Consider the following 23,416-nt stretch of genomic DNA (forward strand, 5'->3'; position numbering starts at 1 on the left):
AACTGTGACTATTCTATTATCATACCTAAAATTCCTTTTCCATTCCAAAAATGAACATGGAATTCATTCTCCATTCATTTATGATTTGGTAACCAAATGTTTTTACAATAAAACAAAATATCCTGAATATATTATTCTAAAAAAATACAGAAAATTACTTTTAGAAAATAAAAACACCATCCAAGTAACCGATTTTGGAGCTGGTTCAAGAATTTTCAAGTCCAATACAAGGAAAATCAATAAAATAGCTAAAACAGCAGGAATTTCTCCAAAAAATGCCAAATTACTTTTTAGAATTACAAATTATTTTCAGCCTGAAAACATTTTGGAAATAGGCACTTCTTTAGGTTTAGCCACTTCTGCACTATCATTAGGAAATCAAAAAGCAAAAATAACATCGTTAGAAGGTTGTCCAAATACAATTGCAATTGCAAAAAATCAGTTAGAACTTTCAAAAATAAACATAGACAACATAAATTTCATAAATGCCGAATTCACAGAATACCTTTCAACCTACAACACACAACCTACAACTTACAACTTCATCTACTTCGACGGCAATCATTCAAAAAAAGCGACTTTAGAATATTTCGAATCCCTTTTACCAACCATCACAAACGAAACTCTTTGGTTATTTGATGACATTCATTGGTCAAAAGAAATGGAAGAAGCTTGGGAAATCATTAAAAAACACCCCAAAGTAAAAGTCACCATCGATACTTTTCAATGGGGAATAGTGTTTTTTAGACAAGAACAAGAGAAAGAACATTTTATAATAAACCCAAATAAAACCCTAAGTTCCTTTCTTTTTGAAAAAATTAAAATATAATTGTAACAAAATCCCTTCTTTTTCTACTTATGGTTAGTTAAGAATTCACATTTTCAGAATTCTAAATTCTAAATTCTAAATTGAAATGGCACAACCTATCATTCAAATAAAAGGCATTACAAGAGATTTTCCATTAGGAGATGAAATTATTCATGTTCTAAAAGGAATTGATTTAACTATCAACAAAGGAGAATATGTAGCCTTAATGGGACCATCAGGATCAGGAAAATCAACCCTTATGAATCTTTTGGGTTGTTTGGATACTCCAACTTCAGGAACGTATGTTTTAAATGGAAAATTAGTAAGCCAAATGCACGATGATGAGCTAGCCGAAATTCGTAACAAAGAAATTGGTTTCGTTTTCCAAACGTTCAATTTAATGCCAAGAACTACAGCTTTAGACAATGTTGCTTTGCCAATGGTCTATGCAGGATTCTCAAAATCAGAAAGAAATGAAAGAGCTACAGAAGTATTAACTCAAGTAGGTCTTGCCGACAGAATGGATCACAAACCAAACCAACTTTCTGGAGGACAACGTCAACGTGTTGCTGTAGGTCGTGCTTTAGTAAATAAACCTGCCATTATCCTTGCCGATGAACCTACAGGAAACTTAGACAGTAAAACTTCCTTAGAAATCATGGGGCTTTTCAATGAAATTCATGCAAATGGAAATACCGTTATTTTAGTTACTCACGAAGAAGACATTGCTGCTTATGCACATAGAATTATTCGTCTTAGAGATGGAATTATTGAAAGTGACAACTTGAATAAAGAATTTCTAAACTTTACTTCTTAATTTCTCAAGGAGCAAATGGCTTGCGCTTTATTAGCAAACCTTATTCCTGCTGTACATTCTATTTTTCTAAACCTATCGGTTTAGAAAAGATGCCATTCCCATCAGGGCTAATTTAAGAATCCATTTTTTCTTTTGCTACTAAGTCAATATCTTTGGTTAACAAAATAAAATCAATGACAAAAATTGCTTTACTGACTTGTGAAAAATTTCCAAATTTAACACCATCAGACCAATTACTAATTCCCGCATTAGCCAAATATGATATCGAAGCCAAAGCTGAAATTTGGAATGATACTTCTGTCAATTGGACAAATTATGATTATCTCATATTTAGAAACACTTGGGATTATTATAAAAAAGAAGAAAAGTTTAATCTTTGGTTAGACCAAATTGAAAAATTAGGCATAAAAACACTTAATTCATTAGAGATAATTCAGCAAAATAAACACAAATTTTATTTAAAGTTGCTACAAGAAAAAGGAGTGAAAATTATTCCAACCTATTTTCAAGAAAAAACCAACGCATTAAATTTAAAAAACTGTATTCCAAAACATTGGAAAAAAATAGTCATTAAACCTGCTTTTTCTGCTAGCTCCTATTTAACACAAGTTTTTACTTCTTCCGAAATAGAAAACATACACTCAAAATACAGTGCAATAGCCCTTGAAAAAGAATTACTAATTCAAGAATTTAAACCTGAAATCACTTCGTTAGGAGAAACTTCCTTTATTTTTTTCAATAAACAATTCTCTCATTCTGTCAACAAAAAACCTGCCGAAAACGATTTTAGAATTCAAGTACAATTTGGTGGTAAATACACTTTAGTACAACCATCAAAAGAAATAATTAACCAAGCACAAGCAATCATAAATCACTTTCCAGACAACTTACTTTACGCACGAGTTGACGGAATTATAATTGACAATGAAATTCACCTTATGGAAGTAGAATGTATTGAACCTGATTTGTACTTTGCTTTAGCTCCAGAATCTCTTGAAAAATTTGTAGCTTCAATATTAGAATTAATTAAGTAAATTTGAACTTTATAAAATAAAATCTATGTTTTTCTTAGTTGGCCTTTTAGTCGTTTTATACATAGCACTTAGATTAGTCCAAAAAAAGAATTCTAAAAATTTAAACCATAGAAAACCATTTCAAATTAGCAGTCAAAAAAATAAAAAAAAGAACCCAGAAGATTAGAATTTTCAAAATTCTAAATTCTAAATTCTAAATTTACATGAAAGTTTATACAAAAACAGGAGATAAAGGAACAACAGCACTTTTCGGAGGAACTCGCGTACCCAAACACCACATAAGAATAGAAAGCTACGGAACAATAGATGAATTAAACTCACATATTGGTTTAGTTCGTGATCAAAATATCCATCAAGACTACAAAGCAGTTTTAATTGAAATCCAAGATCGTTTATTTACAGTAGGTGCAATTTTAGCAACACCACCCGAAAAAGAAACCTTAAAAAACGGACAACCTAGATTACAACAACTAGGAATAGAAGAAAGTGATATCGAATATCTTGAAAAAGAAATTGATACTATGGAAGAAATATTGCCGCAAATGACACATTTCGTTTTACCTGGTGGTCACACAACAGTGTCATATTGTCATATTGCACGATGCGTTTGTCGTAGAGCTGAGCGTTTGGCTACACATTTAAATGACATAGAACCTATAGATGAATTTGTAATTAAGTACCTAAACCGACTTTCTGACTATCTTTTTGTACTGGCACGAAAGTTGTCTTACGATTTAAAGGTTGACGAAGTAAAATGGATACCTAGAAAGTAGTTTGCAGTATTCAGTCATCAGTAAACAGTAGTTACTTAACGTAATTAAGTACATCATTTAATCCTTGTTACTGAATACTAAAAACTGAACACTGAGCACTAAAAATAACACGTTCTTATAAATAATAAAAAATAAATCAAAAAAAACTTGATTTTTTAAGTTAAAAAATTATTTTTGCATAAATTTAAATCGATAGAAAAATGTATTGGACATTAGAACTAGCATCTTATTTAAGTGATGCGCCTTGGCCTGCTACTAAAGACGAACTTATCGACTACGCAATCAGAACTGGTGCTCCTTTAGAAGTAGTAGAAAACCTTCAATCTATTGAAGATGAAGGAGAAATCTATGAATCTATGGAAGAAATTTGGCCTGATTATCCAACTGACGAGGATTATCTTTGGAACGAGGATGAGTATTAAAAGATAAAATAACAACACCTAAAAAGTCTCAAAATGAGGCTTTTTTTTGTAAATTTACACACCTAATTTTTGAATAAAAATTATTATGAGTTTAATTAATTCTATATTGAAAGCTTTTGTGGGAGATAAATCTCAAAAAGACGTAAAAGCCATTCAACCACTTGTAAACAAAGTAAAAACTTTTGAATCTGCATTAGCTTCTTTATCTCATGATGAATTGAGAGCTAAAACAGCCGAATTCAAAGAAAAGATAAAAACAGCTCGTGCTGAAAAAGACAGTAAAATTGAAGCTTTAAAACTAGAAGCTGAAAACACTGTAGATATAGACGCTAGAGAAGATATTTATTTAGAAATTGATGCACTTGAAAAAGAAGCATATGACATTTCAGAAAACATATTAAACGAATTATTGCCAGAAGCTTTTGCTGTTTTAAAAGAAACTGCAAAACGTTTTAAAGACAATACAACCATTTCTGTATCAGCTACAGCTAAAGATAGAGAATTATCAGCTACAAAACCTTACATAACTATTGAAGGTGAAACAGCAAATTGGGCAAATTCATGGGATGCTGCCGGAAAGGCCATCACTTGGGATATGATTCATTACGATGTTCAGCTAATTGGTGGAGTTGTTTTGCATCAAGGTAAAATTGCTGAGATGCAAACAGGTGAAGGTAAAACATTAGTAGCAACCTTACCTTTATATTTAAATGCCTTAACAGGAAACGGAGTTCACTTAGTAACTGTAAATGACTATTTAGCTAGACGAGATAGCACTTGGAAAGCTCCTTTATTTGAGTTTCACGGTTTAACTGTAGATTGTATTGACAATCACCAACCTAACACAGCAGCTAGAAGAAAAGCTTATAATGCCGATATTACTTATGGAACAAATAACGAATTTGGTTTTGATTATTTGAGAGATAATATGGCTCACTCACCAGAAGATTTAGTACAAAGAAAACACAATTTTGCTATTGTAGATGAGGTCGATTCAGTTTTAATTGACGATGCTCGTACTCCTTTAATTATTTCTGGACCAGTTCCTCAAGGAGATCGTCATGAATTTAACGAATTAAAGCCTAAAGTAGATAATTTAGTTTCATTACAACGCAAACTAGCCACAGAATGCCTTACAGAAGCTAAAAAATTAATTAAAGAAGGAAATACAAAAGATGGTGGTTTTCAATTACTACGTTCATACAGAGCTATTCCTAAAAACAAAGCTTTAATTAAATTTTTATCAGAAGAAGGAATCAAACAACTACTTCAAAAAACAGAAAATCAATACATGGCAGATAACAATCGTGAAATGCCTAAAGTTGATGAAGCATTATATTTTGTTATTGAAGAAAAAAACAATCAAGTTGAGTTAACCGATAATGGAATTAAATTCCTTTCTCAAGATACAGACGAAAGTTTCTTCGTATTACCAGATATTGGTACTGAAATTGCAAAAATTGAAAAATTAAATTTAGATAAAGAAGACGAAGCAGAGAAAAGAGAAGAATTGTACAAAGATTTTTCTATTAAATCAGAACGTATTCACACATTAACACAATTACTTAAAGCATATACTTTATTTGAAAAAGATACAGAATATGTAATCATGGACAATAAAGTAATGATTGTAGACGAGCAAACTGGTCGTATTATGGATGGTCGTCGTTATTCTGATGGTCTTCACCAAGCAATCGAAGCAAAAGAAAATGTAAAAATTGAAGCTGCAACACAAACTTTTGCAACAGTTACTCTACAAAATTATTTCCGTATGTACAGCAAACTTGCTGGTATGACAGGAACTGCTGTTACTGAAGCTGGTGAATTTTGGGAAATTTACAAATTAGACGTTGTAGAAATTCCAACAAACCGACCTATTGCAAGAAAAGATAAAGAAGATTTAATTTATAGAACAGTTCGTGAAAAATTCAATGCTGTAATTGAAGATGTTGTAGGATTATCACAAGCTGGTCGTCCAGTATTAATTGGAACAACTTCTGTAGAAATTTCTGAATTGTTAAGTCGAATGTTAAAAATAAGAAACATTCCACATAATGTCTTGAATGCCAAAATGCATAAAAGCGAGGCAGAAATTGTCGCTGAAGCTGGTAAACCAGGAGTAGTTACAATTGCAACAAATATGGCTGGTCGTGGAACCGATATTAAATTATCTGAAGAAGTTAAAAAAGCTGGTGGTTTAGCTATTGTAGGTACAGAACGTCACGATTCTCGTCGTGTTGACCGTCAGTTAAGAGGTCGTGCTGGTCGTCAAGGAGATGTAGGTAGTTCTCAATTCTATGTTTCTCTAGAAGACAACTTAATGCGTTTATTTGGTTCTGAAAGAGTTGCTAAGGTAATGGATAGAATGGGTTTAAAAGAAGGTGAAGTAATTCAACATTCTATGATGACAAAATCTATCGAAAGAGCCCAGAAAAAAGTAGAAGAAAACAACTTTGGTGTTCGTAAACGTTTATTAGAATATGATGACGTTATGAATGCACAACGTGAAGTAGTTTACAAACGTCGTCGTCACGCTTTAGAAGGTGAACGTTTAAAAGTAGATATTGCAAACATGATGTACGATACTTGTGAAGTTATCGTTCAGCACAATAAGGCAGCTGGAAATTTTAAAAACTATGAATTTGAATTAATTCGTTATTTCTCAATCAGTTCTCCTATATCAGCAACAGATTTTTCTAAATTACCTGAACGCGATATTGTAGGACAAACATACAAAGCCGTTTTAGAGCATTATACAGAAAAAACAACTAGAAATACAAAAGAAGCTTTTCCAGTTATTAAAAATGTCTATGAAAACAATAATGGTCAATATGAAAGAATTGTAGTTCCTTTTACAGATGGAATAAAATCTCTAAATATTGTTACAAATTTAGAAAAAGCCTATGCGACAGAAGCAAAATCTTTATTGACCGATTTTGAAAAAAATGTTTCCCTTGCTATCATTGATGAAGCTTGGAAAAAACATTTACGTAAAATGGATGAATTAAAACAATCAGTTCAATTAGCTGTTCACGAACAAAAAGATCCTTTGCTTATCTATAAATTTGAAGCGTTCAATTTATTCAAAAGAATGATGGATGAAGTAAATAAAGAAGTAATTTCATTCTTATTCAAAGCCGATTTACCATCTCAGAATGCTAATACAATTAGCGAAGCTAAAGAAGTAAGAAGAAAAGAAAATTATACAGAAAGTAAAGAAGATGTTTTAAATAGTGATGAGTTAGCTGCAAGAAATAGAGAAGCTGGTCAACAAACACAAAACCGTCCTCAAGTTACTGAAACAATTGTGAGAGAAACTCCAAAAATAAATCGTAATGACTCTGTTACTATTAAACATGTAATGAGTGGAAAAACAGAAACGATGAAATTTAAAAAAGCAGAAAGTTTAATTGCTTCTGGTGAATGGATTTTAGCACAGTAATTCTTTAAAAGTAAGTTAAATTACATCCTCAATTCTAATAAGAGTTGGGGATTTTTTTATCTTTGTTAAAATCTAAAACATGAAATCAAAAGTAATATTCTTAAGTTTATTCTTCATTTGTACCCTTTCAAGCATTGCACAAGATATTGAAAGTTTAAAAACAGAAGCCTTAAAATCATACAAAGCAAGTACTTCAATGGATTATGATGCCATTTTTGCAACCACTTACCCAAAAGTTTTTGACATTATTCCAAAAGAATCGATGAAAGAAATGTTCAAACAAATGATGAATAACGAACAGTTTTCAATTCAATTAGTAGAAGTTGAGCCAAATTTTACTTTTGGTGAAATTAAAAAAATTGACGATCAAACTTTTTGCTTAATTGATCATGATAATGTTATGCTAATGAAGTTTAAAACGCCAATGGAAGATGCTGAAGCTATGACAGAAATTTTCAAAAAATCTATGGATGCAGAAAAAGTAACTTTCAATAAAGAAAATAATGAGTTTAAAATTGAACTTCGCTCAACTCTTATAGGTGTTTCAGATAAGACAACTGAAAACAAATGGAAATTTTTAAATAAAGACAAAGAAAATCAACTATTTAATATGATTTTTGATGAAAATGTAAAAACAGAATTAGGTTTATAAAATGGCAAACGAAATAATATATTCTACTTTTTTCAAAACAGTTCAGGAAAGTATTTCAAACGGTACATTTGCAAAATTAACTTTAGCAAAAACAATTGGAAAACCAGAACTACAAAATATTTATGTAAAACTAATTGTAGAGGATAATGCACTAAAATGTACATTCACTAAAAAAATATATGATGGTGAAAAACATGAAATAGTCTCTATTCATGAAATCGAAAATTTAGAATCTGAGTTAATACCCTACTTTACAAATCCTTTTTTCTCTGTTCTACTATTTACAACTGAAGCAGATGTTACTATGAAAATTAATAAGAAAAAAATAGCTAGTATTATTGAACAACCACCTACCTTCAAAAATGCAGATGCAGTTTTAATAGACTACTTAAATCAATAAAAAAAGTCCAACTTCTTCAGTTGGACTTTTAGATATATAACAATCTATATTTTATTATTAGAATACTCTTACTAGATTGAATCCAAAATAAATATTACCATCACTCCAATCTCCAAAAGCATTTCCTAAATAACCCGTTTCATTCATCGCTTGCGCATTAGTAAAATGTAATTGAAATACATGTCCTCCAGTTTCAATATCAACCCCTAGAGATAAAGGATTTCTTGCCAAAGCATTTGAAGCTCTATTTAAATGAGCAGCATAATCCATTGTTAAAGCAACTCTTTTAGAAATTTTATATCTTCCACCTGCTCCTATAGCAAACTGGCTATTGTCTTGATTATCATTTACCACATAATTTTCATGAAAATATGTTGGAGCTAATTCTAATGACAATTTATCAGAAAACTTTCTAGAAATTAATAATTGAGTCGTGTAATTTAATCGATTATTGAACTTTAATTTTGGCAACAAAACTTTATCTAATTCAGTGTTAACAACTATACTATTGAACCCAACAATAGTTACAGGAAAACCGTTGTCTTGTTGTGGCATTAATCTATATTTAACAGCACCTTCATAAGACTTTTGAAAACCACTTCTAGAAACATGAACAGTTAACCACTCATTCACTCCGTATAAAAATTTTATTTGAGTATTAGCATCATCTAATCCGAAGAAAGTATCTATTCCATTTTTTATAGAACCAAAACGATGTGCTACAATAAAATAAAAATCTCCTTTTGCAGCTAATTTAGTGGATTCTAAGTTAACTATTTTTAAAGATTTAAATGCAGAAGTCACCTCAGTTTGTGTAGAATCGGTATCAATTTCAGAAAATAAATCATCCTCTTGGGAATACATACATAAAGGCAGCAAAAAAGCGAATATAATTTTTCTCATAGGTATTTTTTAGCAAATTATTTAATTATTGTTACTTGGTCCATTTTTAGTTCTTCTAGAAGTTCATCATAACCAATGAATCTTCCTTTTATTGTAATCTTTTCGTTTTTTTGAACAACAACATTAGGCTTCACTTCAAAACTAGCCGACAATACTTCATCAATAATAATCGCATTAGCTATTGAATCAATTTCGGTAACTACACCAGAAACACTTATTGTTTTATCTAAATATTTAGCATTAGCTGCATTCTCATCTTGTTTAAAATCAGAAGATAAAACGGCAACAGTAATAGAAAAACTAGCTTCTTCTGAACTAATATCTCTATGACTTTTATATAAATAATTATATCCAAAAATTGCAATTCCAATTAAAATTACAACAACTAAAATCCATTTCTTTTTTTTCATACTTTATTTTTTTCATTCATCCTTTGTTACCAACAAAAATAGAATAAAATTTTTATCTGTATAATAAAAAAACTATTTTTGTAATAAAAGAACTATTTTTACTATTATTAAAGTAATTAAAATCTATGAAAAGAAAAATTATAGCTATCCTTTTAGGAAGTCTACTTTTAACTAGTTGTACCAATGACTCTGAATCGGATTTAATAGAAGTAACAAACGAAGAAACTATTACATATACAAACTATGTAAAAAATGTAATTGATACAAATTGCATCGTTTGTCATGGGACAACTCCTTCAAATGGAGCTCCAATGTCTTTAACAACTTATGCTTTTGTAAAAGATGCTGTATTAAACAGAGGATTATTAAGCCGTATTTCCAGAGAGCAAGGAGCACAAGGAATGATGCCAAATGGAGGTACAAGACTACCACAAACCACAATAGATGCAATTATTAAATGGCAAACTGATGGGTTATTAGAATAACAATAAAAAAAACATATGAAAAAAACAATCACATTACTTACATTGATTTTCTGCTTTTTAGGATTTTCTCAAGATAAAAAATCTACAAAAACTGGAGAAATTACATTTGAAGCATCTGTGCCTTCATTTGAAGAAGTTAAAGCTACCAATAAAGGTGTTTCATGTATTTTAAACACACAAACTGGAGAAATTGCAGCTTTGGCACTTGTAAAAGGATTTCGTTTTAAAGTAGCCTTAATGGAAGAGCATTTTAACGAGAATTATATTGAAAGTGGAAAATATCCAAAAGCTATTTTTAAAGGCAAAATAGAAAATTTTGATGCTTCTAAATTAACAGATGCACCACAAAAGTTTACTATAAATGGAACTTTAGAAATTCATGGAAAAACTAAAAATATTACTTCGGTTGCATTAATTAAAAAATCTGCAAGTAAAATAGAAATTGATACTAATTTTTCGGTTCAACCTGAAGATTTTGATATAAAAATACCGAGTGTAGTTAGCAAAAAAGTGGCTAAAACAGTTGATGTAAAATGTCATTTTAGCTTATAAAACCAAACCTATAAGGCTTTCAAAGGCAACAATAATCTAATCGTTATTTGTTGCCTTTTCTGTTTTTATCTTATTTTTATCTTTCTTATAAATAGGCAGAAAATAACTTAGTGTATAATTAAATCCAGCTCCAAATTTCCCATCATACGTTCGGTTAAAACCTGGTATATATAAGTTATCAAAATTATCAGGCTTCTTATCAGAAACCAAATAATTCAAACGAAGTGAAAAGCCTAAATAAAAATTATGAAACAACTTTGCTTTAACTCCTCCTACTACTTCAATCCAACTAGCGTTTAATCCGCTAAATTTCTCATTTGGGTAAATTACATTTTCACCATAGAAATTTAAAGGATCATAAATTTTATAGGAATTTAATTGCTGACTAAATGAGCTTACTCCATATCGAAGTCCTATATGAATCATATTTTCCATATCTAGCCAGTTTTCGTAAGAATTAAAATCGAAACCTGCCTTAAAATATGTTCCTTTAGTTGTAAAATTAAATCGATCATCATCAACCGTTTTATCTTCATTCCCTATTTCTCCTGCGATATAAAACTTTTTGGTCAAACGATAGGCTGCTTCAATTTCAAGTCCTTTATAGTTATCGTCGTAAAATGATTTTGTCAACCGATGTAAATCGACACCTACTCGTAGTCCATATCGCTCTGGATATTTTTTGATAGTATCTTGTGCTTTTGCTTGTAGCGAAAAGAAAACAATTGTAAGACTAAAAATATATTTTAACATGAGTTTCATTTTCGTTATCAATTGATGTATTTTCTACTGTTATACTTTGTATCCAATTATCTGTATCTGTTTGCAATTCAACTCCATTTACATCATTAAAGGTAAAAATAGTTTTATAACCACAAGCTCTAGATATATAAATATCTTTTCTTGTATAATTAAATATGATTTGATCAGAATTATCATTCATATCATCTTCATCTGAACCATTTTGGATAAAATTTAATATTGTAACATCATCAGATGTTTTTAATGGTGCAACAATTTCACTAACACCATTAAAAGATAATCCTTCTGTAAAACCTGGTGCTATAATCCCTAAATTAGTCACATTCTTCAATGTTGTAGGGTTGGCAGTATCATAAAACTCTATAACTACTCTAGGTGTTGTGGGAGTTGCTTCTGCACATAAATCATCTTTTTCACAGTTCCAAAAAGAAACAGAAAAAAGTACCATTAAAGCTATTAAACTATATTTTTTCATTTGTTTTGATACTTAGAATAACAATTTTATTACTTCTTTTCCAAAAGTACAACATTTTCTACATGATGCGTTTGCGGAAACATATCTACTGGTCTTACACGCACTACTTTGTACATCTCATCTAGTAAAGCTAAATCACGAGCTTGTGTAGCTGAATTACAGCTTACATAAACTACTCTATTAGGAGCAATTTTCAAAATTTGAGCCACCACATCTTTGTGCATTCCATCTCTTGGAGGGTCTGTAATAATTACATCTGGATGACCGTGTGTTCTTATAAAATCGTCATTGAACACATTTTTCATGTCACCAACGAAGAACTCACAATTAGTTATATTATTTCGTTTGGCATTCTCTTTAGCATCTGCAATTGCTTCTGGAACAGCTTCTACTCCTATTACTTTTTTTGCTTTTTTAGAAACAAATTGGGCAATAGTCCCTGTTCCTGTATATAAGTCATACACTAGTTCTTCACCTGTTAAACCAGCAAATTCACGTGTGATTTTATATAATTCATAAGCTTGTTCTGAATTAGTTTGGTAAAATGATTTTGCATTAATGCTAAAATGCAATCCTTCCATTTCTTCTAAGATGTACTCTCTTCCTTTATACAACTTCACATCTTGATCATAAATAGTATCATTTGGTTTACCGTTGATTACATATAATAAAGATGTGATTTCTGGAAAACGTTCTGCCAAAAAATTCATGAGTAGTTCTCTTTGTGCTTTGTCTTCTTTGAAAAACTGAATCAACACCATGATTTCTCCTGTTGAAGCAGTTCTAATCATTAAGGTACGTAACAATCCTTCTTGTGCTCTTGGATTAAAGAATTCTAAACCATTGGCTACAGCAAATTCTTTTATTTCGTTGCGAATTGCGTTGGAAGGATCTTGTTGTAAGTGACATTTTTCAATATCTAAAATTTTATCCCACATTCTAGGAATGTGAAACCCTAATGCGTTTTTATGTTCAAATTCTTTTCCACTTCTTACTTCTTCATCTGTCATCCAACGTGCATTGGAAAAGCCAAATTCCATTTTATTACGGTAGAAAAACTGTTTTTCGGAACCTAAAATAGGTTCGAAATCGGGCAGTTCTATTTTACCAATTCTTTTTAAATTATTATAAACTTCCTGATTTTTATAAAACAATTGTTTGTCATAGCTCATGTTTTGCCATTTGCAACCACCACAAGCACCGAAATGTTCACAAACCACTTCTACTCTATCTTCAGAAAATTGATGAATTACTGTAGCTTTGCCTTCGTAGTATGCTTTTTTCTTTTTAGTAGTTTGTATATCTACCACATCACCTGGAACTACATTAGGTATGAAAATTACCTTACCATCTGCAGCTTTTGCTACCGACACACCTTTTGCACCTGCATCAAGGATTTTTACGTTTTCGAATACGATTCGTTCTGTTCTCTTTCTTCCCATACCGCAAAAATAAAGTATTGATTAGATTTATGGATATAGTTTAAGAAAAAAATATCTTTTTTATAAAGTTTTTTTTTGAGTTTACATAAATTATGCAAATCTCTTTAGTTTCTTTTTTTTAGGTAGTCTCTTTTTCTAATTGCAGTAACAAAAATACTTGTTGCAGTGAGTTTTTATACCTGACAGGTTTTTGAAACCTGTCAGGTATAAAAATGGCAAACACTTATACGCAAATTCACTTACAGTTTGTTTTTACTGTGAAATATAGAAGAGCATCATAAAAAAGAAACTTTTAGAGAAGAATATTTGAAATTTTTGAAAGCTTTTGAGATTGATTATAATGAAAATTATATCTTTAAAGAATTAATATAATAGCTGTATCCAAAATATATTCCCTATGTGGATTTATTAATAACAATTATCGTTTTCTTTCAATATAAAATCCTACAGGGTAAAATTTTTATATAAGAAGAAGAATTACTAGGGTTTTATAATGATAAATGCAGATATGACAAATGACTTATGAAAACACACTTAGCTTTACTTCGCGGAATTAACGTTTCTGGACATAATATGATAAAAATGGATGCTTTAAAAAAGGCATTGGAAAATTTTGGCTTTCAAAATGTAAAAACATATATCCAATCTGGTAATGTTTTTGTGAATACAGAAGAAGAAAACGGAACCTCTGTAGGGTTTCAAATTAAACAAGAAATTTTTAAAGTTTTTGGTCATGAAGTTCCTGTGATTGTGATTGGCAAACAGGACTTAGAAGCTTGTTTTAGTAATAGTTTATTTTTGAAAGAAAAAGAATGTGATACTAAAAAGTTATACGTGGCTTTCATTTCTAAAACATTAGATTCTGGGGCGATGAATGATTTAAAAATGAGTCAGGTAAAACCAGATGAGTGTCAAATAGATGCTAATCGTATTTTTATTAAGTATGACATAGGTGCGGGAAAAACAAAATTTGATCAAAAATATATTGAAAAGAAATTAAACGTAACTGCAACAATCCGTAATTGGAATACTGTAACAAAACTATTAGAAATATATAATGAATCTAGTTCCTAAGATTAAATAATAATTACTATTTATTTAAAAATTAGTTAAAACAATCTAATCTACTTCTTTTTTTGTTTTAGTATGGCTAACTTTAAGCTAATTAATTTAAAAACAAATAACATGAAAAGAAATGCAACAGCAGTTTGGAACGGTGACGTTAAAACTGGAAACGGAAAAATCTCTACACAAAGTAAAACATTAGATAATGCTCAATATTCATTTAAAACCCGTTTTGAAGACGGTGTGGGTACCAATCCAGAAGAATTAGTTGCTGCTGCTCATGCAGGCTGTTTTACAATGCAGTTATCTGCTTTTATAGGTGAAGAAGGTCACACAATCGAACAAATTCAAACTAAATGCGAAATTAATTTAGTGGAAGGAACAATCATTGGTTCACATTTAATTGTTGAAGCAAAAATTGATGGAATTTCAAATGAAAATTTTCAAAAACTAGTTACTAAGGCTGAAGAAAATTGTCCTATTTCTAAATTGTACAACACCAAAATTACTTCAATAGCTACTTTAGTTTAAAATCAAAAAAAGGAATATTATTTTACAACCATTTTTTAATAATTTAGAGTTTTTTTCATGATATTTTTGAGAAAGTATTATAAATAGAGCTAAAATGAAGTAAAATTTCTACATTTGTAAAGATGGATGATTTCTCTCCTTTTAAAGTAGGAATTGAAGATTAATAATCTAATAAATTTATCATGTCAGTTTTAGAAAAAATGAGCTCGGCTGAAGCTATTGCATTAGAAGATAAGTTCGGTGCACACAATTATCATCCACTACCTGTGGTTTTAAGTAAAGGAAAAGGAGTATTTGTTTGGGATGCTGAAGGCAAGAAATATTATGATTTCCTGTCTGCATATTCAGCAGTAAATCAAGGTCATTGTCACCCAAAAATTATTGATGCTCTAATAGAACAAGCGCAAACTTTAACATTGACATCTAGAGCTTTTTATAATAACAAACTAGGTGTTTATGAAAAATATGTAACCGATTTTTTTGGGTTTGATAAAGTTTTACCTATGAATACAGGTGCAGAAGCCGTTGAAACAGCTTTAAAAATTTGTAGAAAATGGGCTTATGAGAAAAAAGGAATTCCTGAAAATGAAGCACAAATAATTGTTTGTGAAAATAATTTTCATGGAAGAACTACTACTATCATTTCTTTTTCAAATGATGAAAATGCTCGTAAAAATTTTGGCCCTTACACAGCTGGTTTTATAAAAATTCCTTATGATGATATTGAAGCTCTTGAAAAAGCGATTACCTCTTCAAAAAACATAGCTGGTTTCTTGGTGGAACCAATTCAAGGTGAAGCTGGAGTTTTTGTTCCAAGTGAAGGGTACTTAGCAAAAGCAAAAGCATTGTGTGAAGCAAATAATGTTTTATTTATTGCTGACGAAGTCCAAACTGGTGTTGCTAGAACAGGAAAAATGTTAGCAGTTCATCATGAAAATGTGCAACCTGATATTTTAATTTTAGGAAAAGCATTATCTGGTGGTGTTTATCCAGTTTCTGCTGTTTTAGCTATGGATGCCGTTATGAATGTCATTAAGCCTGGTCAGCATGGTTCTACTTTTGGAGGAAATCCTCTTGCTGCAGCTGTTGCAATTGCAGCTTTGGAAGTTGTTAAAAATGAGAAGTTAGACGAAAATGCATCAGCTCTAGGACAATTGTTTCGTTCTGAATTAGACAAATACATTGCCACTAGTTCGATAGTAAGTTTAGTAAGAGGAAAAGGGTTATTGAATGCCATTGTAATTAATGACCATGAGGAAAGCGAAACTGCTTGGAATATTTGTATTAAACTTGCAGAAAATGGTTTATTAGCTAAGCCAACACATGGTAATATTATTCGTTTTGCTCCACCATTAGTAATAACTGAATATCAATTATTAGATTGTGTAGGAATCATTATCAATACACTAAAAGATTTTGAAAAGTAAAAATAATTTTCAATTTATACATAAAAGTCCAATCATTAGATTGGGCTTTTTATTTTGAAAGAATTTTGACAACTTTTTCTTGAAGAACAGGAATTACACTTTCTTCAAACCATTTATTTTTTTGAAGCCAAAATCGATTTCTTGGTGAAGGATGTGGCAATGGAAAATATTTTGGTAAATATTCATCAAAGCAGCTAACAGTTTCAGTTAATGCTTTTTTATTTTTCTCTTTTAAATAATATTTTTGAGCATATTGACCTATAAGCAATATCAATTCTATATTTGGCATTTGATCTAATAGTTTTTTATGCCAAAGAGGAGCACATTCCTGTCTAGGAGGTAAATCTCCCGTTTTTCCTTTTCCTGGATAACAAAATCCCATAGGAACAATAGCTATTTTTGAAGTGTCGTAGAATACCTCATTAGAAATATTAAGCCATCTTCTAAGTTGATTTCCGCTAGGATCGTTCCAAGGTATTCCTGTTTGATGAACTTTAGTTCCTGGTGCTTGTCCTACAATTAGAATTTTAGCTGTTTTACTTGCTCTTACTACTGGATTTGGTCCTAATGGTAAAAAATTAGTACAATGAGTACATTTTATTATTTCATCTAATAATTTTTCCATTTAAAAAAAAATCCACTATTGTGGATTTGAAAGCAATAAATCATCATATTTTTTAGAAACTATAGTCCAATTTATATTTTCAAAAGTATTTTCTATATATTCTTTTCTATTATTTTGATAAGCTAAATAATAAGCGTGTTCCCATAAATCGATTCCTAATATCGGAGTTCCTTTAACTTTAGTGTTTATCATCAATGGATTATCTTGATTATCTGTGGTAACTACTTTTAATTCTCCTGTTTTAGTTACTAGTAACCAAACCCATCCAGAACCAAAATGATTATTAGCTTCAGCTATAAATTTATTTTTAAAAATAGAAAAAGAGATAAAATTAGTGTTTATGGCATTAGACAAATTTTCTGTTGGTTTTTTAGCTCCTTTTGGGGTAAGTATTTCAAAAAAAAGGGAATGGTTATAATAACCTCCTGCATTATTTTTTAAATCCAATTCACTATCAGTAACTTTTGACAATATAGCGTCAATTGATTTCCCTTGCCATTCTTTTTTTGCTAGAATTTCTTTGTTTAATTTATTTGTATAGCCTAAATAATGTTTAGAGTAGTGAAGCTCCATTGTTTTCCCATCTACAACAGGATTTAAAGCATCATAAGGATAGTTTAACACTATCAATTGAAAAGGACCTTCGTTAACTTTTACATCTTTAGGATTACCATAAAGAACAGAAACTGGTTCTTCTGGTTCAGGAAGTTGAACTTCTACTAAATTACTTTCATCCTTACAAGAAGTAAACAAAACAAATAAAATAAAAAGGTAAAGTTTTTTCATAGATTTCGTTCTCGCAGCAATTCATTAATAATAGTGATGTAATTTTGTTTAGCTTCATCAATACTAAGATGCTTTACTTGAATCCAAGCGTTTAATTTAAAGGCATTAATTAAATCTTGTGGATTTTGAACATGAATATTTGTTTTCCCACTAGTTGCTTGTTTATATAGACCATACAAAACTAATTGGACATCTTGCGGCACTGATTCTTGAGGAATCAATTGTGCATTATCAAATGCTTCTTCAAATAAAGTATCTAAATCTTTACTCTTCATTTATTTTTTACAAATAACTGTTTTTGCTCCTATTGCTTTTTCTCCCAATTTTACATTCACTTCTGTACCTAGAGGTAAATAAATATCTACTCTAGAACCAAATTTAATAAAACCAGCATCTTTACCTTGTACAGCACGCATACCTTCTTTAGCATAATTAATAATTCTTCTAGCTAAAGCTCCAGCAATTTGTCTGTACATTACTTCTCCATAAATACGATTATTAATCACAACTGTTGTGCGTTCATTCTCTTCACTTGCTTTTGGATGCCAAGCAACTAAGTATTTTCCAGGGTGATATTTACTGTATTTTACAACTCCGTTTAATGGATAACGAGTAACATGAACATTTATAGGTGACATAAAAATAGAAACCATTAGCCTTTTATCATTAAAATATTCTGGTTCGTAAACTTCTTCAATAACAACTACTTTACCATCTACTGGTGCTAAAATATGATTATCACTATTATCAACTTCTCTCTTAGGATTTCTGAAAAATTGAAGGATTAGTACTAAAAATACTAATGCTAAAATAATTAAACCAATTCTAATCCATTGAATTGATATGAAATCAGATGCGAAAATAACAGCTACAACAATAGCAAGTGTTATTAAAATAATTTTGGCTCCTTCTTTATGAAACATAATATAAAATTAAATAAAACAAATTTATGAACGGTACTACAAATATAATACTATCTAATCGATCTAAAATACCTCCATGACCTGGCATAATATTTCCTGAATCTTTTATTTCTGCAACTCTTTTCAATTTAGATTCTATTAAATCTCCAAGAGTACTAAAAATACTAACTATTATAGCAATTATAATCCAAATGTATATATTTTTTGTTTCAATGTAATACTTGGACAAAAGTATACTACAAATAATTGTAAAAAATACACCTCCGATAAAGCCTTCTATAGTCTTTTTCGGAGAAACACTTGGAAATAATTTCCTTTTACCAAAATTTTTACCTACCAAATAGGCAAAAGTATCATTAGTCCATATTGAAATAAAGATAGTGATTAATATTTTTTCATTATATCTATTTCCTTTTCCAATGCAAATATAATTTGTTAAAATAAAAGGGAAAATAATATATCCAATTAAAAGAATATAACGAGTTGCTAATTTAAATTTGGTTTTTCTGACATTGTAAAGATACAGCAATAGTTTTACACCTATTAAAGTTGAAAAAACTGAAATTCCTGTCCAAAGATTGACACTCACCGTATTTTTATCCCACAAATAATAATATAAAATTATAGCTATTGGAATTGTAACATAATAATTTAGTGAGGCTAATTTACAAAACTCAAAAACAGCAATAACCAAAAAAACTCCAAAAAGAATAGCCAAACTCTCTTTAGAATATAATATGCAGCTTAATAATAAAATAATATAAACAGCACCTGAAATAGCTCTCTTTAATGTTTCATTCATATTAAAGATCTTCTAATAAAAGTAAATATAAATTTTTGTGACTACTACCGTAGTGTAAAAAATCTTCTTCTTTTACTTTTTCGAAGTATTTTATTGTAGTAATATTTGTTGGGTATTCTTTATCATATTTATTTTTTATATGACGTAGACCTTCACTTTTATTAGCAACCATCTGACTTGTTGTTGCTAAAACGATCATATTAGTAGGTAAATCTCCAGGTCTATAGTGTTTTAATTGATTAGAAGAAAAAAGAATAGAACCTTCATCTGCAATTAAATTCTCGCAAGTGGAAAAATAAAACTGAGCTTCCTTTGAATTATTCTTATATTCTAACTTATTTTCATCTAAAAAATGAAATAATTGTGACTCATAACAATTTACTTCACTTTCGAACCAATCATTTTCTTCCAAAATATTAATGAAATTTTCTGAAACTTCATTTAAATTTTCACAATATATAAACTTCCCACCGTTCTTTTTAAAGTGGTGAGTAAACATTTCATCAATGGGCAGTTTAACTTCTGGTGCATAAGGGCTTTTTTCATCATCTCTATTGCCTTTTGATGTGTTACCAGAGTTTCCAAAAATTTTTCTAAAAAGACTCATGTATTTTTAGTAGGTAATTTATACTTGTGCGAACCAAAGATAAAAAAAAACTTAGTTCTATAAGGTTTAAGAACTAAGTTTTTTTAAAATTGGTACAAATGTAATTTATAATAAACTATTCTGTAGGAATTTCAATGGTTTTTTCATGAGGCCTATTTCCAAAAATAGCCTCTAAATCGTCTTTGAAAATAACTTCTTTTTCAATTAAAATATCAGCAAGCTGAATTAATTTATCTTTATTATCTTCTAACAATTGTATCGCTCTCTTATATTGATCTTCTATTAATAGAGATATTTCAGTATCTATAACTTTAGCTGTTTCTTCTGAATAAGGTTTTGAGAAGTTATATTCATTTTGCCCTGAAGAATCATAATAAGTTATATTTCCTAATTTTTCATTTAGTCCATAAATAGTAACCATTGCACGTGCTTGTTTAGTTACTTTTTCCAAATCGCTTAATGCTCCTGTTGAAATCTTATTAAAAATTACTTTCTCAGCCGCTCTTCCTCCCATGGTAGCGCACATTTCATCTAGCATTTGTTCTGGACGAACAATCAATCTTTCTTCTGGTAGATACCAAGCAGCACCTAAACTTTGTCCTCTAGGCACAATAGTTACTTTAACTAAAGGAGCAGCATGTTCAAGCATCCAACTTACTGTTGCATGACCAGCTTCGTGAATAGCAATTGCTCTTTTTTCTTCTGGAGTAACAATTTTATTTTTCTTTTCTAAACCACCTACAATTCTATCAACTGCATCTAAGAAATCTTGTTTATCAACTGCTTTTTTGTCTTTTCGAGCTGCAATTAAAGCCGCTTCATTACAAACATTAGCAATATCTGCACCTGAAAAACCAGGAGTTTGTTTTGCTAAAAACTCAGTATCTAATTCTTCTGATTTTTTTATTGGTTTTAAATGAACTTCAAAAATTTCTTTACGTTCTCTAATATCTGGAAGATCAACATAAATTTGTCTATCAAAACGTCCAGCTCTCATTAAGGCTTTATCTAATACGTCTGCTCTATTAGTTGCAGCAAGTACAATTACATTGGTATTTGTACCAAAACCGTCCATTTCAGTCAGTAACTGATTTAAAGTGTTTTCTCTTTCATCATTTGAACCAGACATATTATTTTTTCCACGAGCTCTTCCTACTGCATCAATTTCATCAATAAAAATAATTGCTGGTGCTTTTTCTTTTGCTTGTTTAAATAAATCTCTTACTCTTGATGCTCCTACTCCAACAAACATTTCAACAAAATCAGAACCTGATAATGAGAAGAAAGGAACTTTTGCTTCACCAGCAACAGCTTTTGCTAATAACGTTTTACCAGTTCCTGGAGGACCTACTAATAAAGCCCCTTTAGGTATTTTACCTCCAATAGAAGTGTATTTTTCTGGAGTTTTCAAAAATTCTACAATCTCTTGAATCTCTTCTTTAGCTCCTTCTAATCCAGCAACATTTTCAAAAGTCACTTTAACATCATTTTTTTCATCAAATAATTTAGCCTTAGATTTACCAATACTAAAAATTTGACCTCCACCACCACTTGAACCACCAGACATTCTACGCATCATAAAAATCCATAGACCACCTAATAAAAGAAATGGTAATAATAATGACAATATATCACCCCAAATTCCTTCTGGTTCTTTGGCATAATCATTAATAAGTCCTTTTTTCTTTGCTTCTATTAATTCTTTTTGAAATAATTCTGTGTTACCAATTTCAAAATAATAATGAGGTCCTTTTTCATTTAGTTTACCTAACATGTTGTTTTTAGCATCTTTATGCTCTTTGTTTCCTAAAGCATCTTTTTTCAAAAATACTTGAGCTTTTGTATTGCTAAAAACAACTTTATCAACCTGATTAGATTCTAGAAATTCATAGAATTTAGACAATGTAGTTGGTTTAGGATTATTAAAATCAAATCCATTACCAAATACATTTATCAATAAGAATATTCCAAGAATAAGTCCATAAATTAACCATGGACTGACTTTAAATTTTGGATTTTTATTTTCAGACATAATTTTTTTTAATATTTACTTTCTATAGAAGTTATTTTAGCATCACCCCAAAGGCTCTCTATATTGTAATACTCGCGAATGTGTGTTTGAAATACATGTACAACTACATTTACAAAATCCATTAATACCCATTCACCATTTTCTAAACCTTCAATATGCCAAGGTTTTTCTTTAAGTTCTTTAGACACTACTTTTTGAATGGAATTTGCGATTGCAACTACTTGGGTATTAGAGTTACCATTACAAACAATGAAATAATCGCATACTGTGTTATCAATTTCTCTAAGATCTAGGATATCTATATCTGCTCCTTTAACATCTTCAATTCCTTTAATGATATTTACTACTAAATCGTCGTTACTATTATTTTTTGCCATTTAAATTTTATAAGTTTATGCAAAGTTACCATTTTTTGTCTTTATTTTTGAACCTTAACATAAGATTAAAATTAAAACTTTACATTTTTTGTATAATGAATATTATCAAACTCAATGCCATAGACTCAACAAACAATTTTTTAAAAAAATTGTCAGCCACTCAAACCCTAGATAATTTTACTACTGTTGTAACAGAAAATCAATTAAAAGGAAAAGGCCAAAGAGGAGCCACATGGACTTCAGAAAATGGTAAAAACCTAACGTTCAGTGTATTTATAAATCATTCAAAAAAAACAGCTCACTGCTTATATGCAATAAATATACTTGTTTCAATTACCATAATTGAGGTACTTAAAAGTTATGATTTAACTGATTTATACATTAAATGGCCAAACGACATTTTGTCAGAAAATAAAAAAATTTGCGGAATATTAGTTGAAAACGTCATTAAATCAGATGGGAAAATTCAATCTATTATAGGAATTGGACTAAATGTAAATCAAAAAACATTTAAAAATCTACCGAAAGCTTCCTCATTAGCACAATTAAAAAACAGAATATTTGATAAAGAAACTCTATTAAAATCAATTATCAATGCCTTAGAATCAAACTATAAAAAAAAAGATCGCAACGATTTTCTTTGGAAAGAATACCATTCCTTATTATTTAAAAAAGGCATTCCAACTGTTTTTGAAAATAAGGACAAATCTAGATTTATGGCTATCATTCAAGGTGTTTCAACTACAGGTAAATTGCAATTACAACTTGAAGATGACACTATTAAAGAATACGATATAAAAGAAATTAAAATGCTTTATTAATAACATTTCTTAAAACTTGACAAAGACTTGTTAAACATAGCAA

Annotated in this window: 27 protein-coding genes and 1 pseudogene; 15 read left to right on the plus strand and 13 right to left on the minus strand. The window is 29.9% G+C overall.

What is annotated here, in order from left to right; all coding sequences use genetic code 11:
• Positions 1-4: 4 nt before the first annotated feature.
• The 8 genes from ACULEV_RS11840 (at position 5) to ACULEV_RS11875 (ending at position 8,348) form a co-directional block, all read left to right on the plus strand.
• The gene (locus ACULEV_RS11840; protein WP_445455266.1) at positions 5-829 is read left to right on the plus strand and encodes an O-methyltransferase; all 825 of its coding nucleotides are present in this window, start codon (positions 5-7) and stop codon (positions 827-829) included.
• 85 nt (positions 830-914) lie between these two features.
• The gene (locus tag ACULEV_RS11845; protein WP_445455267.1) at positions 915-1,625 is read left to right on the plus strand and encodes an ABC transporter ATP-binding protein; all 711 of its coding nucleotides are present in this window, start codon (positions 915-917) and stop codon (positions 1,623-1,625) included.
• Positions 1,626-1,798: 173 nt separating this feature from the next.
• Positions 1,799-2,659: an ATP-grasp domain-containing protein gene (locus tag ACULEV_RS11850; protein WP_445455268.1), complete on the plus strand. Its 861-nt coding sequence runs from the start codon at positions 1,799-1,801 to the stop codon at positions 2,657-2,659.
• 203 nt (positions 2,660-2,862) lie between these two features.
• A complete protein-coding gene (locus tag ACULEV_RS11855; protein ID WP_445455269.1) occupies positions 2,863-3,432 on the plus strand; it encodes a cob(I)yrinic acid a,c-diamide adenosyltransferase in 570 nt (189 codons plus the stop codon).
• A gap of 200 nt (positions 3,433-3,632) precedes the next feature.
• Positions 3,633-3,854 carry a DUF2795 domain-containing protein gene (locus tag ACULEV_RS11860; protein WP_002986941.1) on the plus strand — a complete coding sequence of 74 codons (222 nt, stop codon included), beginning with the start codon at positions 3,633-3,635 and terminating at the stop codon, positions 3,852-3,854.
• 85 nt (positions 3,855-3,939) lie between these two features.
• A complete protein-coding gene (gene secA, locus ACULEV_RS11865) occupies positions 3,940-7,296 on the plus strand; it encodes a preprotein translocase subunit SecA (protein WP_445455270.1) in 3,357 nt (1,118 codons plus the stop codon).
• Between the two features lie 79 nt (positions 7,297-7,375).
• Positions 7,376-7,948, plus strand: a complete 573-nt coding sequence (locus ACULEV_RS11870; protein ID WP_445455271.1) for a hypothetical protein — start codon at positions 7,376-7,378, stop codon at positions 7,946-7,948.
• 1 nt (position 7,949) lies between these two features.
• Positions 7,950-8,348, plus strand: a complete 399-nt coding sequence (locus ACULEV_RS11875) for a hypothetical protein (protein ID WP_445455272.1) — start codon at positions 7,950-7,952, stop codon at positions 8,346-8,348.
• 57 nt (positions 8,349-8,405) lie between these two features.
• Here ACULEV_RS11875 and ACULEV_RS11880 read toward each other — a convergent pair whose 3' ends face one another.
• Both ACULEV_RS11880 and ACULEV_RS11885 read right to left on the minus strand, forming a co-directional pair.
• Entirely contained in the window at positions 8,406-9,251 is an 846-nt protein-coding gene (locus tag ACULEV_RS11880) for a DUF5777 family beta-barrel protein (RefSeq protein WP_445455273.1), read from the minus strand.
• A 17-nt stretch (positions 9,252-9,268) separates the two neighbouring features.
• The gene (locus ACULEV_RS11885) at positions 9,269-9,661 is read right to left on the minus strand and encodes an OB-fold protein (RefSeq protein ID WP_445455274.1); all 393 of its coding nucleotides are present in this window, start codon (positions 9,659-9,661) and stop codon (positions 9,269-9,271) included.
• A gap of 125 nt (positions 9,662-9,786) precedes the next feature.
• Here ACULEV_RS11885 and ACULEV_RS11890 point away from each other — a divergent pair, with 125 nt between their 5' ends.
• Positions 9,787-10,146, plus strand: coding sequence for a hypothetical protein (locus ACULEV_RS11890; RefSeq protein ID WP_445455275.1), 360 nt, complete (start codon positions 9,787-9,789; stop codon positions 10,144-10,146).
• 15 nt (positions 10,147-10,161) lie between these two features.
• Positions 10,162-10,698, plus strand: a complete 537-nt coding sequence (locus ACULEV_RS11895) for a YceI family protein (protein ID WP_445455276.1) — start codon at positions 10,162-10,164, stop codon at positions 10,696-10,698.
• Positions 10,699-10,734: 36 nt separating this feature from the next.
• Here the strand turns inward: ACULEV_RS11895 and ACULEV_RS11900 are convergent, their stop codons facing one another.
• Genes ACULEV_RS11900 through rlmD form a run of 3 tightly spaced genes read right to left on the minus strand, consistent with a single transcriptional unit; the run spans position 10,735 to position 13,377 of the window.
• A complete protein-coding gene (locus tag ACULEV_RS11900; RefSeq protein WP_445455277.1) occupies positions 10,735-11,451 on the minus strand; it encodes a DUF6048 family protein in 717 nt (238 codons plus the stop codon).
• On the minus strand, positions 11,432-11,935 hold the full coding sequence (locus ACULEV_RS11905) for a DUF6452 family protein (protein ID WP_445455278.1): 504 nt from the start codon (positions 11,933-11,935) through the stop codon (positions 11,432-11,434). The genes ACULEV_RS11900 and ACULEV_RS11905 overlap by 20 nt, the downstream gene beginning before the upstream one ends.
• A gap of 29 nt (positions 11,936-11,964) precedes the next feature.
• Positions 11,965-13,377, minus strand: coding sequence for a 23S rRNA (uracil(1939)-C(5))-methyltransferase RlmD (gene rlmD, locus ACULEV_RS11910; protein WP_445455279.1), 1,413 nt, complete (start codon positions 13,375-13,377; stop codon positions 11,965-11,967).
• Positions 13,378-13,638: 261 nt separating this feature from the next.
• Between rlmD and ACULEV_RS11915 the strand changes: the two are divergent.
• From ACULEV_RS11915 to rocD, 4 genes and pseudogenes are all read left to right on the plus strand, one after another.
• Positions 13,639-13,749: pseudogene (locus tag ACULEV_RS11915) on the plus strand (IS200/IS605 family transposase); the annotation flags it as partial.
• A 150-nt stretch (positions 13,750-13,899) separates the two neighbouring features.
• A complete protein-coding gene (locus tag ACULEV_RS11920) occupies positions 13,900-14,451 on the plus strand; it encodes a DUF1697 domain-containing protein (protein WP_445455280.1) in 552 nt (183 codons plus the stop codon).
• 111 nt (positions 14,452-14,562) lie between these two features.
• Positions 14,563-14,973, plus strand: a complete 411-nt coding sequence (locus tag ACULEV_RS11925) for an OsmC family protein (RefSeq protein ID WP_445455281.1) — start codon at positions 14,563-14,565, stop codon at positions 14,971-14,973.
• Between the two features lie 182 nt (positions 14,974-15,155).
• Positions 15,156-16,400 carry an ornithine--oxo-acid transaminase gene (gene rocD / locus ACULEV_RS11930; RefSeq protein ID WP_445455282.1) on the plus strand — a complete coding sequence of 415 codons (1,245 nt, stop codon included), beginning with the start codon at positions 15,156-15,158 and terminating at the stop codon, positions 16,398-16,400.
• Positions 16,401-16,449: 49 nt separating this feature from the next.
• Here rocD and ACULEV_RS11935 read toward each other — a convergent pair whose 3' ends face one another.
• From ACULEV_RS11935 to rsfS, 8 genes are all read right to left on the minus strand, one after another.
• A complete protein-coding gene (locus ACULEV_RS11935) occupies positions 16,450-17,025 on the minus strand; it encodes a uracil-DNA glycosylase family protein (protein WP_445455283.1) in 576 nt (191 codons plus the stop codon).
• Positions 17,026-17,040: 15 nt separating this feature from the next.
• On the minus strand, positions 17,041-17,811 hold the full coding sequence (locus tag ACULEV_RS11940; protein ID WP_445455284.1) for a superoxide dismutase: 771 nt from the start codon (positions 17,809-17,811) through the stop codon (positions 17,041-17,043).
• Positions 17,808-18,086 carry an acyl-CoA-binding protein gene (locus ACULEV_RS11945; protein ID WP_445455285.1) on the minus strand — a complete coding sequence of 93 codons (279 nt, stop codon included), beginning with the start codon at positions 18,084-18,086 and terminating at the stop codon, positions 17,808-17,810. Before ACULEV_RS11945 ends, ACULEV_RS11940 begins: the two co-directional genes overlap by 4 nt.
• Positions 18,087-18,734 carry a phosphatidylserine decarboxylase family protein gene (locus ACULEV_RS11950; RefSeq protein WP_445455286.1) on the minus strand — a complete coding sequence of 216 codons (648 nt, stop codon included), beginning with the start codon at positions 18,732-18,734 and terminating at the stop codon, positions 18,087-18,089. It abuts the gene before it with no gap.
• Positions 18,724-19,536 (minus strand): phosphatidate cytidylyltransferase, encoded by an 813-nt coding sequence (locus tag ACULEV_RS11955; RefSeq protein ID WP_445455287.1) that lies wholly within the window; start codon positions 19,534-19,536, stop codon positions 18,724-18,726. Before ACULEV_RS11955 ends, ACULEV_RS11950 begins: the two co-directional genes overlap by 11 nt.
• Before the next feature lies 1 nt (position 19,537).
• Complete coding sequence (locus ACULEV_RS11960) at positions 19,538-20,143, minus strand: LUD domain-containing protein (RefSeq protein WP_445455288.1); 606 nt, start codon at positions 20,141-20,143, stop codon at positions 19,538-19,540.
• A 115-nt stretch (positions 20,144-20,258) separates the two neighbouring features.
• On the minus strand, positions 20,259-22,175 hold the full coding sequence (gene ftsH / locus ACULEV_RS11965) for an ATP-dependent zinc metalloprotease FtsH (RefSeq protein ID WP_445455289.1): 1,917 nt from the start codon (positions 22,173-22,175) through the stop codon (positions 20,259-20,261).
• Positions 22,176-22,183: 8 nt separating this feature from the next.
• Positions 22,184-22,552, minus strand: coding sequence for a ribosome silencing factor (gene rsfS / locus ACULEV_RS11970; RefSeq protein ID WP_140961044.1), 369 nt, complete (start codon positions 22,550-22,552; stop codon positions 22,184-22,186).
• A gap of 95 nt (positions 22,553-22,647) precedes the next feature.
• Between rsfS and ACULEV_RS11975 the strand changes: the two genes are divergently transcribed.
• Positions 22,648-23,373 (plus strand): biotin--[acetyl-CoA-carboxylase] ligase, encoded by a 726-nt coding sequence (locus tag ACULEV_RS11975; RefSeq protein WP_445455290.1) that lies wholly within the window; start codon positions 22,648-22,650, stop codon positions 23,371-23,373.
• Positions 23,374-23,416: the final 43 nt, after the last annotated feature.

This window comes from Flavobacterium sp. HNIBRBA15423 (genome assembly GCF_052655965.1).

What these genes read in the sequence shown, in the direction of transcription:
- ACULEV_RS11845 (WP_445455267.1), top strand. Translation starts at nt 915, where the DNA reads ATGGCACAACCTATCATTCAAATAAAAGGCATTACAAGAGATTTTCCA.
- ACULEV_RS11850 (WP_445455268.1), top strand. Translation starts at nt 1,799, where the DNA reads ATGACAAAAATTGCTTTACTGACTTGTGAAAAATTTCCAAATTTAACA.
- ACULEV_RS11855 (WP_445455269.1), top strand. Translation starts at nt 2,863, where the DNA reads ATGAAAGTTTATACAAAAACAGGAGATAAAGGAACAACAGCACTTTTC.
- ACULEV_RS11860 (WP_002986941.1), top strand. Translation starts at nt 3,633, where the DNA reads ATGTATTGGACATTAGAACTAGCATCTTATTTAAGTGATGCGCCTTGG.
- secA (WP_445455270.1), top strand. Translation starts at nt 3,940, where the DNA reads ATGAGTTTAATTAATTCTATATTGAAAGCTTTTGTGGGAGATAAATCT.
- ACULEV_RS11870 (WP_445455271.1), top strand. Translation starts at nt 7,376, where the DNA reads ATGAAATCAAAAGTAATATTCTTAAGTTTATTCTTCATTTGTACCCTT.
- ACULEV_RS11875 (WP_445455272.1), top strand. Translation starts at nt 7,950, where the DNA reads ATGGCAAACGAAATAATATATTCTACTTTTTTCAAAACAGTTCAGGAA.
- ACULEV_RS11880 (WP_445455273.1), bottom strand. Translation starts at nt 9,251, where the DNA reads ATGAGAAAAATTATATTCGCTTTTTTGCTGCCTTTATGTATGTATTCC.
- ACULEV_RS11885 (WP_445455274.1), bottom strand. Translation starts at nt 9,661, where the DNA reads ATGAAAAAAAAGAAATGGATTTTAGTTGTTGTAATTTTAATTGGAATT.
- ACULEV_RS11890 (WP_445455275.1), top strand. Translation starts at nt 9,787, where the DNA reads ATGAAAAGAAAAATTATAGCTATCCTTTTAGGAAGTCTACTTTTAACT.
- ACULEV_RS11895 (WP_445455276.1), top strand. Translation starts at nt 10,162, where the DNA reads ATGAAAAAAACAATCACATTACTTACATTGATTTTCTGCTTTTTAGGA.
- ACULEV_RS11900 (WP_445455277.1), bottom strand. Translation starts at nt 11,451, where the DNA reads ATGTTAAAATATATTTTTAGTCTTACAATTGTTTTCTTTTCGCTACAA.
- ACULEV_RS11905 (WP_445455278.1), bottom strand. Translation starts at nt 11,935, where the DNA reads ATGAAAAAATATAGTTTAATAGCTTTAATGGTACTTTTTTCTGTTTCT.
- rlmD (WP_445455279.1), bottom strand. Translation starts at nt 13,377, where the DNA reads ATGGGAAGAAAGAGAACAGAACGAATCGTATTCGAAAACGTAAAAATC.
- ACULEV_RS11920 (WP_445455280.1), top strand. Translation starts at nt 13,900, where the DNA reads ATGAAAACACACTTAGCTTTACTTCGCGGAATTAACGTTTCTGGACAT.
- ACULEV_RS11925 (WP_445455281.1), top strand. Translation starts at nt 14,563, where the DNA reads ATGAAAAGAAATGCAACAGCAGTTTGGAACGGTGACGTTAAAACTGGA.
- rocD (WP_445455282.1), top strand. Translation starts at nt 15,156, where the DNA reads ATGTCAGTTTTAGAAAAAATGAGCTCGGCTGAAGCTATTGCATTAGAA.
- ACULEV_RS11935 (WP_445455283.1), bottom strand. Translation starts at nt 17,025, where the DNA reads ATGGAAAAATTATTAGATGAAATAATAAAATGTACTCATTGTACTAAT.
- ACULEV_RS11940 (WP_445455284.1), bottom strand. Translation starts at nt 17,811, where the DNA reads ATGAAAAAACTTTACCTTTTTATTTTATTTGTTTTGTTTACTTCTTGT.
- ACULEV_RS11945 (WP_445455285.1), bottom strand. Translation starts at nt 18,086, where the DNA reads ATGAAGAGTAAAGATTTAGATACTTTATTTGAAGAAGCATTTGATAAT.
- ACULEV_RS11950 (WP_445455286.1), bottom strand. Translation starts at nt 18,734, where the DNA reads ATGTTTCATAAAGAAGGAGCCAAAATTATTTTAATAACACTTGCTATT.
- ACULEV_RS11955 (WP_445455287.1), bottom strand. Translation starts at nt 19,536, where the DNA reads ATGAATGAAACATTAAAGAGAGCTATTTCAGGTGCTGTTTATATTATT.
- ACULEV_RS11960 (WP_445455288.1), bottom strand. Translation starts at nt 20,143, where the DNA reads ATGAGTCTTTTTAGAAAAATTTTTGGAAACTCTGGTAACACATCAAAA.
- ftsH (WP_445455289.1), bottom strand. Translation starts at nt 22,175, where the DNA reads ATGTCTGAAAATAAAAATCCAAAATTTAAAGTCAGTCCATGGTTAATT.
- rsfS (WP_140961044.1), bottom strand. Translation starts at nt 22,552, where the DNA reads ATGGCAAAAAATAATAGTAACGACGATTTAGTAGTAAATATCATTAAA.
- ACULEV_RS11975 (WP_445455290.1), top strand. Translation starts at nt 22,648, where the DNA reads ATGAATATTATCAAACTCAATGCCATAGACTCAACAAACAATTTTTTA.